Origin of the sequence: Pseudomonas sp. lyk4-R2A-8, assembly GCF_030209095.1 — a bacterium.
GTDB classification, from domain to species: Bacteria; Pseudomonadota; Gammaproteobacteria; order Pseudomonadales; family Pseudomonadaceae; genus Aquipseudomonas; species Aquipseudomonas quebecensis.
The window spans coordinates 39,593-52,019 of record NZ_JARVSS010000008.1; the positions used below are offsets into that span (position 1 = coordinate 39,593).

The 12,427-nt window shown below is 62.4% G+C and carries 16 protein-coding genes; 5 read left to right on the top strand and 11 right to left on the bottom strand.

What is annotated here, in order from left to right; all coding sequences use genetic code 11:
- Positions 1-22: 22 nt before the first annotated feature.
- The 4 genes from QRN10_RS08515 to QRN10_RS08530 all read left to right on the top strand — a co-directional run bounded on the left by QRN10_RS08515 (position 23) and on the right by QRN10_RS08530 (position 1,839).
- Positions 23-238, top strand: a complete 216-nt coding sequence (locus tag QRN10_RS08515; protein ID WP_005788169.1) for a hypothetical protein — start codon at positions 23-25, stop codon at positions 236-238.
- A gap of 71 nt (positions 239-309) precedes the next feature.
- Entirely contained in the window at positions 310-1,005 is a 696-nt protein-coding gene (locus QRN10_RS08520) for an AzlC family ABC transporter permease (RefSeq protein ID WP_181077753.1), read from the top strand.
- Entirely contained in the window at positions 1,002-1,313 is a 312-nt protein-coding gene (locus QRN10_RS08525) for an AzlD domain-containing protein (RefSeq protein ID WP_253507824.1), read from the top strand. Before QRN10_RS08520 ends, QRN10_RS08525 begins: the two co-directional genes overlap by 4 nt.
- A 172-nt stretch (positions 1,314-1,485) precedes the next feature.
- A complete protein-coding gene (locus QRN10_RS08530; RefSeq protein WP_285428189.1) occupies positions 1,486-1,839 on the top strand; it encodes a hypothetical protein in 354 nt (117 codons plus the stop codon).
- A 145-nt stretch (positions 1,840-1,984) separates the two neighbouring features.
- On the opposite strand, the gene QRN10_RS08535 is transcribed toward QRN10_RS08530, so the two are convergent.
- The 11 genes from QRN10_RS08535 to QRN10_RS08585 all read right to left on the bottom strand — a co-directional run bounded on the left by QRN10_RS08535 (position 1,985) and on the right by QRN10_RS08585 (position 11,713).
- Positions 1,985-2,689: a YoaK family protein gene (locus tag QRN10_RS08535; protein WP_253507818.1), complete on the bottom strand. Its 705-nt coding sequence runs from the start codon at positions 2,687-2,689 to the stop codon at positions 1,985-1,987.
- A gap of 66 nt (positions 2,690-2,755) precedes the next feature.
- Positions 2,756-4,378 carry an ABC-F family ATP-binding cassette domain-containing protein gene (locus tag QRN10_RS08540; protein WP_285428190.1) on the bottom strand — a complete coding sequence of 541 codons (1,623 nt, stop codon included), beginning with the start codon at positions 4,376-4,378 and terminating at the stop codon, positions 2,756-2,758.
- Positions 4,379-4,501: 123 nt separating this feature from the next.
- Positions 4,502-5,551: a DNA topoisomerase IB gene (locus QRN10_RS08545; RefSeq protein ID WP_181077746.1), complete on the bottom strand. Its 1,050-nt coding sequence runs from the start codon at positions 5,549-5,551 to the stop codon at positions 4,502-4,504.
- Positions 5,552-5,629: 78 nt separating this feature from the next.
- Entirely contained in the window at positions 5,630-6,709 is a 1,080-nt protein-coding gene (gene modC, locus QRN10_RS08550; protein ID WP_285428191.1) for a molybdenum ABC transporter ATP-binding protein, read from the bottom strand.
- Between the two features lie 5 nt (positions 6,710-6,714).
- On the bottom strand, positions 6,715-7,395 hold the full coding sequence (gene modB, locus QRN10_RS08555; protein ID WP_285428192.1) for a molybdate ABC transporter permease subunit: 681 nt from the start codon (positions 7,393-7,395) through the stop codon (positions 6,715-6,717).
- A complete protein-coding gene (gene modA, locus QRN10_RS08560) occupies positions 7,396-8,148 on the bottom strand; it encodes a molybdate ABC transporter substrate-binding protein (RefSeq protein WP_285428193.1) in 753 nt (250 codons plus the stop codon).
- A gap of 104 nt (positions 8,149-8,252) precedes the next feature.
- Positions 8,253-9,311 carry an NAD(P)H-dependent flavin oxidoreductase gene (locus tag QRN10_RS08565; RefSeq protein WP_285428195.1) on the bottom strand — a complete coding sequence of 353 codons (1,059 nt, stop codon included), beginning with the start codon at positions 9,309-9,311 and terminating at the stop codon, positions 8,253-8,255.
- A 109-nt stretch (positions 9,312-9,420) separates the two neighbouring features.
- Entirely contained in the window at positions 9,421-10,473 is a 1,053-nt protein-coding gene (ada, locus tag QRN10_RS08570) for a bifunctional DNA-binding transcriptional regulator/O6-methylguanine-DNA methyltransferase Ada (RefSeq protein ID WP_285428196.1), read from the bottom strand.
- A 75-nt stretch (positions 10,474-10,548) separates the two neighbouring features.
- Positions 10,549-11,214, bottom strand: coding sequence for a DNA oxidative demethylase AlkB (alkB, locus tag QRN10_RS08575; RefSeq protein ID WP_285428197.1), 666 nt, complete (start codon positions 11,212-11,214; stop codon positions 10,549-10,551).
- Between the two features lie 4 nt (positions 11,215-11,218).
- A complete protein-coding gene (locus QRN10_RS08580; RefSeq protein WP_285428198.1) occupies positions 11,219-11,386 on the bottom strand; it encodes a hypothetical protein in 168 nt (55 codons plus the stop codon).
- A gap of 24 nt (positions 11,387-11,410) precedes the next feature.
- Positions 11,411-11,713, bottom strand: a complete 303-nt coding sequence (locus tag QRN10_RS08585) for a DUF1883 domain-containing protein (protein ID WP_003191319.1) — start codon at positions 11,711-11,713, stop codon at positions 11,411-11,413.
- 212 nt (positions 11,714-11,925) lie between these two features.
- On the opposite strand from QRN10_RS08585, the gene QRN10_RS08590 reads away from it, so the two are divergent.
- Positions 11,926-12,276, top strand: coding sequence for a hypothetical protein (locus tag QRN10_RS08590; protein WP_181077729.1), 351 nt, complete (start codon positions 11,926-11,928; stop codon positions 12,274-12,276).
- Positions 12,277-12,427: the final 151 nt, after the last annotated feature.

A 12,427-nucleotide genomic window follows, 5' to 3' on the forward strand; every position in this document is an offset into this window, starting at 1 on the left:
TGCTGATGAAGGAAGACCCCGCGTGACCCGAGCAACCCGCAACCTGCGCAAGACCCTGGATTCCGTCGCGGAAAATAACGAAACCGCAGCGTTTGATCTGATGCGCGCCGTTGAAAAACTCGGCGACGAGGTGCTGCGTCAGCGCTTGCTCAACACCATTCATCGCCTCAACCAGGACGCCTACGAATTGCGCGAAGCGCGCGACTCGGTGGAGCAGGTTTCGGTCAGGCTCGCCTGAGCAAGATCGTTCAAGACACGCTTCAACTCGTTCAGGCATGCTTGGCGACTGTCTGTCGATGAGCCGTTTCTATGCCTGCCGCCTTGCCTTATCACGCCTTTGCCCGCGGTGCGATCGCCGTTCTGCCGTTATCCCTGGCCTGCGCTCCCTGGGGGCTGCTCGCCGGCTCCATGGCCATCGACGCGCAATTGACACCACTGCAAGCCCAGGGCCTGTCGGCCATTGTGTTCGCCGGTGCCGCGCAGTTGGTGGCTATCGGGATGGTCAAAAGTGGCGCCAGCCTGATATCGATTGTGCTCACTACCTTGCTGTTGACTTCGCAGCATTTGCTCTACGGCATGCACCTGCGGCCGGTGCTTTCACCGTTGAATACACGCTGGCGTTTGAGCCTGGGGTTTTTGCTCACCGATGAATTTTTCGCGCTGGTCAGCCACTACGACCGCCAGACGTTCAATCGCTGGTACGCCCTCGGCGTGGGGCTGAGCTTTTACATCATCTGGAACCTGTTCACCCTGGCCGGCATTGTGCTCGGCAAAAGCATTCCGGGGCTTGATCAACTGGGGCTGGAATTTTCGATCGCTGCCACCTTCATCGCGTTGATTACCCCGGTGGTGCGCGACGTACCGACGGTGGTGTGCGTGGCGGTAGCATTGCTGTGTTCGGTGTGGCTGAGTTTTCTACACTGGGAATCGGCGGTGGTGGTGTCGGGCCTGCTGGGCATGAGCGCTGGGTTTATCTGCAAGCGATTGGGAGTCGGGCAACCATGATTTACCTGATGATTGTGACCATGGGCCTGGCGGTGTTCTTCAACCGCTACCTGTTTATCGAACCGCGCCTGCCGGTACGCCTTAACCGTGGCGCGCGGGAGTTCCTGGGATTTGCGGTGCCCGGCATGCTCACGGCGATCTGCGGACCGATTATTTTCCTGACCGACCATCAGCTCAACCTCAGCCCGACCAACCCATATCTGCTCGCCGGCCTCTGCGCGGTGGGGTTGATGTTCTGGACGCGCAACGTGTTGATCACAGTGCTGCTGAGCATGGCGGTGTTCTATCTGTTTCGCTGGTGGCTCTGAAACGCAGTCGAAAAAAAGCCCGCGGGAGGGCGGGCGGAAGGAAGACTTCAAAAAAATGAGCACGGCCAGTGTAGGCGGCGAAAGCAGGTTTTACCGTGAAACAAAGTTCATGCAAGCGTCAGGCAGGTGCGCGGCAATGGTAGAGTCGCGTTTTTTTCAAGGAAGTGATGGCATGCGGAACGTGGTGATTGGCGCATTGGCGCTGGCGGTACTGGCCGGCTGCGCGGGCTCGAAGATGAAAGAGGCGCGCGCCGGCACGCCTTACAAGACCCTGGCGTCTGACAAAACCACGCTGGTGGTGGCTGAATGCGTGCAGTTCGGCTGGCAGGATGAAAGCGTGTTCGGTGTCGACGCCGGCGGCTTCAAGGAACCGACCGGGTCGGGTGGCTTCACCGTGTACACCACGGCGGGCGATTACTTCGTCGACATCCAGAGTGCGGGCGCCGGTTCCAGCATCAAGTACTACGCCGCCGAAGACAACATGCCGGCCAAGCGTCGTCTGGCTGCGCTGGCGACCTGCCTGTAATCCCTTGCCTTAGCGATCTTCGGAAATGCCCGGCGGGACAGCGCTCGGGCATTGCCTTATGATTCACCTCGCTCGCCCGGGGTGATGGCTCTTTACCAGTACACGGACGTCGAGGTCGACACGCCGGGCGAGCATCCTTTTCTGTTCAACGCGGCATGTAGCCCAAGTGCCAACGCCGTGGAATCTTCAGCGACACCAAACCCAACACGGCCGCCAGGGCGCCGCTGACCCACAGCGCGCGCAACCCCATATGGTGCTCCAGTACCGCCCCGATCACCGCACCGACAAACATGCCGGCCCACGGCACCAGTTGCACGCGCCAGCCGTCGCGGCGCTCGCCCAGTAACCAGCGGCCCAGGCCGCGACCGAACCGCGACAGCGCACCGGTCACGTAGGTCAAGCCCACCGGCAAGCCGTTCACTTCTTCGACCGCCGCATTGAGCATGCCCATGGCCACGATTGCCGCCAACAGCGCGGGTAACAGGTCCTCGAAGGGCCAGAACGCGCCGCAGCACAACAGCGCGGCGATATACAGCAGGAGGGGCAGGGCGTGGCGCCGGCTCAGTCGGCTGACCACAATGCCCAGCGCGTTCCCCAGAATAAACGTGGCAACCAGCAACAGCAGACGCCCGGTCAGGCTGTGGTCGCCCGCGCCGATGGCCACTGCCAGGCGCGTGGTATTGCCGCTCATGAACGAAACAAAATCGCCGCTGGCCATAAAGCCTATGGCATCGGTCATCCCCGCCAGCACCGAAAGGCTGGCCACCAGCATCATGCCGACGCGCCCGCGCCATCGGCGTCGTTGGGCCAAAGCGGCATTGGCGTAAGGCTTGCGGGGCAGCGGCAGCATGGGCGGGGCCTCGGTGAGATTATCCGGCCACTACGGTAGGGCGCTTTGCGCCCGCGCGCAATGACGTCAGGCAGTTTGCAGGCGCCAGCCCGAAGGCGTCCAACTCAGATGATGGGTGGGGCCGATAGCCTGGATAAACGCCTGATCATGGGACACCACCACCATCGCTCCGGCAAACCCCTGCAACGCCTGCTCGAAGGCAATGACCGACGCCAGGTCCAGGTGGTTGGTAGGCTCGTCCAGCAACAGCAATTGCGCCGGGACGTCACGCCACATGGCAATCGCCATCGCGGCCTTCAAACGCTCACCACCGCTGAGCTGTGCGACCGGTTGGGTCACGCGCACCGCGTCCAACTGCAGCAAGGCCAGGCGCGTGCGCAGTTCGCCTTCGACCAGTGGCGTGTCGAGCAGGTTGAGGTGCTCGATTACCGAGCGTTGTTCGTCCAGAAAGCCCAGGTGCTGGTCGATGCAGGCCGCTGGCAGCGGCACGCGACACTCTCCGCTGACCGGTTGCCACTGGCCCGCCAGCACTTTGAGCAAGGTGGATTTACCGCAACCGTTAGGCCCTTGCACGGCCACCCGCGCCGGGCCCATCAAGCTGAGGGTCAGCGCCGGGGTATCCAGCCACGGTAAGCACACATCGACCAGCTTCAGCACCAGGCGCCCCTTGGGCACCGCCGAATCCGGCAAGGCCAGTAAGGTCGGGGGCTGCTGCGCCACGCGCTCATGGGCCTGACGCACCTGATGGTCCAGTTGCTGTTTACGCGCATGTTGATCGCTGCGCACGCTGCTGACCACTTCACGGGCTGTGCTTTTCCAGCGGGCCTGGGTAAACCGGTCCACATTGGCGCTTTGCGCGTGTTTGTGGGCGCGGGCAGCCTTGCGTTGCAGCGTGTCGTGGTCCTTTTGCAGGCGACGGCGCTCGCGCGTGCGCTCCAGGCGCGAATGGTCCAAAGCGGCAATCGCGGCGTGCTGCTCGATGTCGCGCTGTCGTCGATAGGCTTCGTAGTTACCACCGTAGACCTTGGGGCCCAGAGGGGACAGTTCGATGATTCGTGCCAGGGTATTGAGCAGCGCCCGGTCATGACTGACGACCACCAAGCCGCCGCGCCACTGGCCCAGGGCCTGGAGCAGCCAGGCGCGCCCGCTGCTGTCGAGGTGGTTGGTGGGTTCGTCGAGCACCAGCAACTCGGGCGTGGCCAGCAATGCGCTGATCAACGCCACCCGCGCCAGTTGGCCGCCACTGAGTTGATCGGCCGGCGATTCGAGCGTCAGTGATGCCAGGCCCGCCTCATCCAGCGCCGTACGCAGGCGCTCGGCAAGATCCCAGCGGTCGTCGATCAGCTCAAGGTCGTCGACACGCGCCGCGCCTGCGGCCATGCGTTGCAATGCTTCCAGGGCCGGGGCGCTGCCGGTGAGATCGGCGACGCTGGCGCCGGGCGTAACCACCACGTTTTGCGGAACGAAGGCCACGCTGGCCGATCGTGTGATGGCGCCGGATGACGGCGCGAGCACTCCGGCGATCAGTTGGGCGAGGAGGCTTTTGCCGCTGCCGTTGCGACCCACAATGCCGGTGGGCGTGTGATCGATGGACAGGTTCAGGTCGTCCAGCAGGGTTTCGCCATTGGCGAACTGGAAGGTTACGTGTTGCAGGGAAATCAATGCGGGCAGCCGTGTGACGTGAGTCATCAGCACCTCCATAAAAATGTCGAACAGGCCAACAAGCGCGCCAGGCGCTGGTTGCGGATACATTTTGGAAGGCTTAGTGGTTCACGTCGGCGGTCGTCCCGAGGGTCAGAAGGGAGACAGAGCCTAACCCGCCTTGGCGTTCTGCGGCAAGTCAGCGGCCAGGCGTTCGAGGAACATCGCCAGAGCGACTTCTTCGGCTTTCAGGCCCTTGCGCACCCGCGGCTTGGGCAGCTTCGACAATTCCCCCAGGCTGAAATGCTCAAGTACGGCCGGGTGGATATAGCACTTGCGGCACACCGCCGGGGTATTACCCAACTGCTTGGCGACATCCTTGACCATCGACACGACATGCCGCTTGGCATCGGATTCGGGCTGCCACTGCAATTCGCGCAGCACTGCCAGCGCCATGGCGGTGCCAGCCCACGTGCGATAATCCTTGGCAGTAAAATCCTCACCCGTGAGGCTGTGCAGGTAGGCATTCACATCATGAGAACTGACCGTGTGGCGCTCACCGTCCTCGTCCAGGTACTGGAACAGATTCTGCCCCGGCAATTCCATGCAGCGTTTCACCACGCTGGCCAGGCGTCGATCCTTGACGCTCACCTGATGCTCCACGCCGCTCTTGCCGCGAAACTGGAACTGAATCTCGCTGCCCTTGACGTCCACATGTCGGTTGCGCAGCGTGGTCAGGCCGTAGGATTTATTATCGCGCGCGTACTGGGTATTGCCGACGCGGATCAGCGTGGCGTCCAGCAGCATCACCACGGTAGCCAGGACTTTTTCGCGGGTGAATCCGGGTTCGGCCAGTTGCGCTTCCAATTGCTTGCGCAGTTTCGGCAAGGCGTTGCCGAAGGCCTGCAGACGCGCATATTTGTCGCTGTCGCGCACTTCGCGCCAGCGCGTGTGGTAGCGGTATTGCTTGCGTCCGCGGGCATCGCGGCCGGTGGCTTGCAGATGACCGCGCGGATCGGCGCAGATCCATACATCGGTGTAGGCCGGTGGCACCGCCAGGGCGTTGAGACGCTTGATCTCGTCGGCATCGGTGATGCGCTCGCCCTTGGGGTTGAAGTACTGGAATTTGCCGCGCACTTTTTTGCGGCGGATGCCGGGCTGGGTGTCATCAACGTAATGCAGGTCGCGGGGCAGGTCGGCGGGCAGCGCGGAGTCGGGCATGGCTCAGGTTCCTTGGCAATCAATCAGGCCGGTATGTCTGATTGACCGCAGCCGTGTGCGGACGTGCCAAAAGGTTTGCTAGGCCAGCACCGCCACGGCTTTGATCTGCGCCCACAGCCCTTTTCCGGGATGCAGCTGCAACTGGTCGCGGGAAAAACGCGTGATGCGCGCCAACAGCGGCGTGCCGTCAGCGTCCAGGCGCACCAGCACGTGGGCACTGTTATCCGCAGCGACCTCCTCGATCACAGTGACCGGCAGGCGGTTGAGGATGCTGCTGGGTTCCTCGGCCTGCAGGCTGAGGCTGACGTCCCGCGCCTGCACCTTGACCCGCAGCGCCTTGCCAATGTCCAGCGGCGCGTGGGCCACGCGCACGGTCAACGCGCTGCCCGGCAACTGCAGCGTGAGCAACTGGTAGTGGGCATCGTAGGCATTGACCACACCATTGATCACCACGCCGGCGTCATCACCGCGCGCCAGCGGCAGGTCCAGGCGCGCCAGTGTGTCGCCAATGGGGCCGCAGGCCAAGGCTTTGCCTTCGCTGAGCAGCACGATGTGGTCAGCCAGGCGCGCGACTTCGTCCTGTGCATGGCTGACATACAGCACCGGAATCTCCAGCTCGTCGTGCAGGCGTTCCAGGTACGGCAGGATCTCGCTTTTGCGCTGGCTGTCGAGGGCCGCGAGGGGCTCGTCCATCAACAGTAAGCGGGGGCTGGTGAGCAGTGCGCGGGCGATGCCGATGCGCTGGCGCTCGCCGCCGGACAGGTGCTGGGGCCGGCGTTCGAGCAGATGGCCGATGCCCAGCAGCTCGGTGGCCTGGGCCATGTCCACCTGCCGTTGTGCGCGCGGCGTGCGCTTGAGGCCGAATTCCAGATTGGCGCGCACCGATAAATGCGCGAACAGGCTAGCTTCCTGGAACACGTACCCTAACGCGCGTTGGTGCGGCGGCATGAACACCCCGCTGCGGCTGTCCTGCCAGACCTCGTCGTTGATCCGGATTAAGCCATGCCTGGCCCGTTCCAGGCCGGCGATGCAGCGCAGGCAGGTGGTCTTGCCGGAGCCTGAATGCCCGTACAACGCGGTGACGCCACGGCCGGGCAGTTGCAGGTCCACATCGAGGGCAAAGCCGGAATACCGCAGGTGCAGGCGTATCTCCATCATCGACATCAGCTCCAGCCCAGTCTGGTTTTGCGGCTGGAGTAGAGCGCCAGCAACACAAAAAACGCGAACACTACCATGGCGCCCGCCAGCCAATGGGCCTGGGCATATTCCATGGCTTCGACATGGTCGTAGATCTGCACCGAGACCACGCGGGTCTTGTCCGGGATATTGCCGCCGATCATCAGCACCACGCCGAACTCACCGACAGTGTGGGCAAAGCCCAGGATGGACGCGGTGATAAAACCCGGGCGCGCCAGGGGCAGGATCACGCTGAAGAACGTGTCCCAAGGTCCGGCGCGCAGTGTCGCCGCGACTTCCAAAGGCCGCGTGCCGATGGCCGAAAAGGCGTTCTGCAACGGCTGCACCACAAATGGCATGGAGTAGATCACCGAACCGATGACCAGGCCGGTGAAGCTGAACGTGAGGGTGCCCAGGCCCAACCACTGCGTGAGCTGGCCGAAATAGCCGTTGGGACCCATGGTCAGCAGCAGGTAGAAACCAATGACCGTCGGCGGCAGCACCAGCGGCAGGGCGACGATCGCGCCCACGGGGCCGCGCCACCAGGAGCGCGTGCGCGACAGCCACAGGGCAATCGGAGTGCCGATGACCAGCAGGATCACGGTGGTCAGTGTCGCGAGTTTGATGGTTAACCAGATCGCGGAAAAATCGGCACTCGATAGGGGCATTTACAGCTCGTAACCGTAGGATTTGATAATGGCAACGGCTTTCGGCCCTTTGAGGTATTCGACCAGCGCTTTGGCTGCGGCGCTGTCTTTGCCTTTGTTAAGGATCACCGCGTCCTGCTTGATGGGGTCGTGCAAGGACGCGGGGACAATCCAGGCCGAACCGCTGGTGACTTTGCCGTCTTTATAGATCTGCGACAAGGCCACGAAACCCAGCTCGGCGTTGCCGGTGGAAACGAACTGATAGGCCTGGGTAATGTTCTGGCCTTCGACGAGCTTGTCCTTGAGCTGTTCGCTCAGACCCTGCTTGGCCAGGACCTGGGTGGCGGCCAGGCCATAAGGCGCGGCTTTCGGGTTGGCGATGGACAAATGTTTGAACTGGTTGCGCTTTAACACCTCACCGCCTGCGTCGACATAACCGGCCTGGGCCGACCACAGCGCGAGGGTGCCCACGGCGTAAGTGAAGCGCGAACCTTTGACGGTATCGCCTTCATTTTCGAGCTTCTGCGGGGTGGTGTCGTCGGCGCTGAGGAATACTTGGAATGGCGCGCCGTTCTTGATCTGAGTGTAGAACTGCCCGGTGGCACCGTAGGACGCGACCAGTTTATGCCCGGTGTCCTGCTCGAAACCGGTGGCAATCGCCTGGATCGGCGCGGTGAAGTTGGCGGCCACCGCCACCTGCACTTCATCGGCGTGGGCCGCGCCGAAAACGAGGGCGCTAGCCAGGACGGCCAGACGTGAGGCATGAATCAGCATGAAGCAGCTCCTTGGAATGCACGGCATGGGTTAATCGCTATGTACGCGAATATATAGCGCTCGACCACTGCCGGTACAGTGCAACGTCGCCGCAACAGCCTGGGTTATCTGAGCCTGGCCAGCGCCTGCTCGGCCAATTGGCGCGTCAGCTCATAAGTGCCAATGTCGCGGCCCAGGCGCAACGCCTGGCCCGACCACAGGTTGCTGAAACCGCCCTCATCCCTGGCCTTGAGCGGCATCAGCGCGCCGCCGGCCCGGGGAAACGCAGGCGCTGCCGGGTTCATTGCGCCCAGTTCGCGCATGACTCGGTTGACGATGCCCCGCGCCGGGCGTCCGGTGAACAGGTTGGTCAACGCAGTTTCGCTGGCCTGGGCATGGCGCAGCGCGTGGTGATGAGCCGCGCTCACGTTGGCTTCGGGGGTAAACAGATATGCCGTGCCGATCTGCACTGCCGAAGCACCGAGGGCGAACGCCGCGACGATACCTCGCGCATCGCCAATACCGCCGGCGGCGATCACCGGCACGGTGACCGCGTCGACGATCTGCGGCACCAACGCCATCAGGCCGATCTGGGTGTTGAGGTCATCACTGAGGAACATGCCACGATGACCGCCAGCCTCGATGCCCATGGCGATGATTGCATCGCAGCCGTTGGCCTGCAGCCAGATGGCTTCTTCGACGGTGGTGGCCGACGACAGCACCTTGGCTCCGGTGGCCTTGACCCGATCCAGCAGGGCTTTTTCCGGCAGCCCGAAGTGAAAGCTGACGACCTCGGGGCGGAACGCTTCCACCACCTGGCAGGCCTCGTCGTTGAACGGCGCGCGGTTGGACACCGGAGTCGGCGCCTCGAAATCGACACCCAGTTCGCGGTAATAGGGTTGCAGCAATGCCTTCCAGTGGTGGTCGCGGGCGTCGTCCGGGACCGGTGGCTGATGGCAGAAGAAATTCACGTTGATCGGTCGGCTGCTGGCCGCGCGCAGGGTGCGCAGGTCTTCGCGCAGTTGTTCGATGCTCAGCGTGGCGGCGGGCAATGAGCCCAACGCTCCCGCCTGGTTAGCGGCAATGACCATGGCGGGTGTGGTGCCTACGGCCATGGGCGCCTGGATGATGGGTAACTCGATGCCGAGCAAGTCGAGAATACGGGTGTCAGGCCAGGTGCTCATGGGAGGGTCTCCAGCGAAGGTCAGGGGTTTCGCTGTTTTTAGCAGGGCGTATGGCACGCGGCCAGTCTGTTTTATTCACTGGACGCAGCGGACATTTCGTGCAGCTCTGTCAGCCTTCGTTGTTACGCTCGCGCTCCAGCAACGCCTGCTTGCGCGCAACGCCCCAACGATAGCCTGACAGCTCACCATCGCTGCGCACCACGCGATGGCACGGGATTGCCACCGCCAGACGGTTAGCGCCGCACGCCTGGGCCACCGCGCGATATGACTTGGGTGCCCCGATCCGCTCGGCGATCTGTGCATAGCTGGCCGTGCTGCCGACGGGGATATCACGCAAGGCTTGCCACACGCGCTGCTCGAATGCAGTGCCGCGCACATCCAGCGGCAGGTCGAGGCCCAGCGCGGGCGCTTCGATAAAGCCGACGACCTGGGCAACCCACTGCTCGAAACTCGAGTCGGCGCCGACCAGCTCGGCCTTGGGAAACTGGTCCTGCAGGTTGCGCACCAGGGTGTCCGGGTCGTCCCCGAGCAGGATCGCACACACGCCACGGTTGCTGCGCGCGACCAGGATCGCGCCCAGCGAACACTGACCTACCGCGAACCGAATGACGTTGTGGGCGCCGCCGGCTTTATAGTCGCTGGCGGTCATGCCGAGCAGTTGGTCGGCTGACTCGTAAAAGCGACTGCTGGAATTGAAGCCCGCGTCATAAAGGGCGGCCGTGACCGAGTGTTGACCTTTGAGCCCATTGCGCACTTTGCGAGAGCGATGCGCGGTGGCGTAGCCCTTGGGCGTCAGGCCGGTCACCGCCTTGAACACCCGGTGAAAATGATAAGGGCTCAGGCCGCACTGGGCCGCGAGGGTGGCCAGGGACGGCGGTGCAACGCTCTGTTCGATGAGGCGACACGCATCGGCCACCAATTGCGCATGGTGCGCGGCGCGTTGCGTCTGGTCGCCGGCCGCGCGCCGGCTGGCACGATAACCGGCGGCCTCGGCCTGCGCCGGGGTGTCAAAGAACTCGATATTTTCCAGGCGCGGCAGTCGTGACGCGCTGCTGGGGCGGCAATACACGCCGGTGGTTTTGACACCGTAGACAAACAGTCCGTCGGCGCTGGCATCACGGGCCAGGACAGCGGTCCAACGAGGGTCTTGTTCAGTCAGCATGGTCGGCACTCTTGACGGCTTTATGGCAGATTAGCCGTGCCGCGACGGCCTGACACCCCGAAGCTTGCGGTCAAATCAACCGGCGGTGCGCAGGGTCAGGTTGATGCGTTGCGGGCCCATCACCGGGTGCACGCCTTCCTTGATCGGCATAACCCCGTGAAAGCGCAGGCGGTCCACGCCACCCCACACCACCACATCGCCATGGAACAGCGAGATTTTCTGCGGCTTGTCCGATCGTGCGTGGCCGCCGAACAGGAAGATCGCCGGCAGGCCCAACGATACCGATACCACCGGTGCGCCGTAGTCGCGCTCGTTTTTGTCCTGATGCAGCGACATCTTGGCTCCGGGGACATAGCGGTTGATCAGGCAGGCGTCCGGAGCAAAGTCGGCGAAACCGGCGTCTGCCGCTGCCTGGACCGCTAATTCGCGCAAGGCATCGGGCAAGGCCGGCCAGGGTTGCTGGCTGCGCGGGTCCAGGTGCGAGTACCGATAGCCGGAGGCGTCCGTGGTCCAGCCCAACTCGCCGCAACTGGTCAACGCCGCCGACATGGTAAAGCCACCCGGCGTGACCATTTGCCGAAAGGGGGCTTGGGCCAGCACGTGCCGCAGTTCGGGCAGAAGGCGCTCAATCCAGGGCAGGGCATAGCCCCTTAGCACGTAGGACTGTTCACCGATCTGCTCGCGCCCGCTGGGCTGTTGCAGCGCGTCTTCGGCGAACAGGTCAGAAGTGGGACCGGACATGGTCTTACAGCGCCTTGCTCACGCTGATGTCGGTGATGCGATCATTCTCATCGTGAATTTTCGCCAAGGCTTGCTTGGCTTCTTCCAAGTCGTCGCTGTGCAGGTGGGCAAACTCGAAACGACGCTCGTCGTTGAGTTTGTACTTGATCACGTATTTGGTGGTGGCGGTCACGGCTATTTCCTGTGAAAGGGCGGATCAGCTCAGCTTGGAGCTGGTACGACGCACGATGCGAATCTTGTGGGACAAAGCAGGTTTGCGGGTCACGCTGATGGCGCGGCGGGTGACGACGTCCAGGGTGATGTTCCAGAACCCGGTGCTCGGCGCGGTGATTTTAGCCGGGAATTTGTCAAACGCGCCGCCATGGTAAGTGTGGCGCCCGCCGTTCTTGAAGCTGCGAAAGTTCGCATCGCTCATCAGACGGATATTACAAGTCTGCGAGCATTCGATGACAACAATATCTCCCTCGTTGAGGTGCTCGCGCTGGTGGATGAATTTCATGGGAGTGTCTCCAGAAGGGCTTTTTCTGCAAAATCAGAAGGATACGTAGGTTAAGATGGAGTTTATCAGCCCCAGCGCGTTTATTATCGGCCCGTCTTCGACGCCGTCGACAATTTAAAACAGTTATTTACCGTGTGATCAGGGATAAATCCTACGTGTCCGGGAGAAAATTACCATCCCCGCTGTCGTAGGGTCTTTATCGGAGGTTTTGTATGAAGTGGAGTGTGTTGGTTCTGGCCTTGGCGTTGGGTGGGTGTGCTTCGGTTGCAGACATCAAGCAGACCCCGCCGACATTGGCGGTCATTTCCGGGAAAAAGCCGCAGGAATACGCTGCTTGTGTCGTACACAAATTGTCCACGACACGCCGTCCTTCGCAGATCGAACCTCACAAGGAAGGCGTCCGTGTGATCGTGCCGCAGAAATTCTCGGCTGACCCATCGGCGATCTTCGAAATTGAAGAGCGCTCCAGCGGCAGCAGCATCAAGCTCTACGAGAGCATGTCGAACGTGCCGATTCGCCCAGGTGATGTGAAAAAAGCCGGTGAAGACTGCATCTCTGGCTGATCTCCAGCCCGGCGCGCGCCTTCGAATCCGATAAAAGCCTGGCCCTGCAAACGCAGCGCCAGGCTTTTTTAATGCTGCCTGGAATGTTGTGGAAGCAGGATCATTCCCATACTATTTGTAAGGCTTATGCCGTGAATGTCTAAGCTTATAA

Excerpts from the sequence above, each read along its gene's own strand:
- modA (WP_285428193.1), bottom strand. The coding sequence starts at position 8,148 with ATGCTGATTCATGCCTCACGTCTGGCCGTCCTGGCTAGCGCCCTCGTT.
- QRN10_RS08520 (WP_181077753.1), top strand. The coding sequence starts at position 310 with ATGCCTGCCGCCTTGCCTTATCACGCCTTTGCCCGCGGTGCGATCGCC.
- QRN10_RS08530 (WP_285428189.1), top strand. The coding sequence starts at position 1,486 with ATGCGGAACGTGGTGATTGGCGCATTGGCGCTGGCGGTACTGGCCGGC.
- alkB (WP_285428197.1), bottom strand. The coding sequence starts at position 11,214 with ATGTCCGGTCCCACTTCTGACCTGTTCGCCGAAGACGCGCTGCAACAG.
- QRN10_RS08585 (WP_003191319.1), bottom strand. The coding sequence starts at position 11,713 with ATGAAATTCATCCACCAGCGCGAGCACCTCAACGAGGGAGATATTGTT.
- QRN10_RS08525 (WP_253507824.1), top strand. The coding sequence starts at position 1,002 with ATGATTTACCTGATGATTGTGACCATGGGCCTGGCGGTGTTCTTCAAC.
- QRN10_RS08590 (WP_181077729.1), top strand. The coding sequence starts at position 11,926 with ATGAAGTGGAGTGTGTTGGTTCTGGCCTTGGCGTTGGGTGGGTGTGCT.
- QRN10_RS08545 (WP_181077746.1), bottom strand. The coding sequence starts at position 5,551 with ATGCCCGACTCCGCGCTGCCCGCCGACCTGCCCCGCGACCTGCATTAC.
- ada (WP_285428196.1), bottom strand. The coding sequence starts at position 10,473 with ATGCTGACTGAACAAGACCCTCGTTGGACCGCTGTCCTGGCCCGTGAT.
- QRN10_RS08535 (WP_253507818.1), bottom strand. The coding sequence starts at position 2,689 with ATGCTGCCGCTGCCCCGCAAGCCTTACGCCAATGCCGCTTTGGCCCAA.
- modC (WP_285428191.1), bottom strand. The coding sequence starts at position 6,709 with ATGATGGAGATACGCCTGCACCTGCGGTATTCCGGCTTTGCCCTCGAT.
- modB (WP_285428192.1), bottom strand. The coding sequence starts at position 7,395 with ATGCCCCTATCGAGTGCCGATTTTTCCGCGATCTGGTTAACCATCAAA.
- QRN10_RS08565 (WP_285428195.1), bottom strand. The coding sequence starts at position 9,311 with ATGAGCACCTGGCCTGACACCCGTATTCTCGACTTGCTCGGCATCGAG.
- QRN10_RS08540 (WP_285428190.1), bottom strand. The coding sequence starts at position 4,378 with ATGACTCACGTCACACGGCTGCCCGCATTGATTTCCCTGCAACACGTA.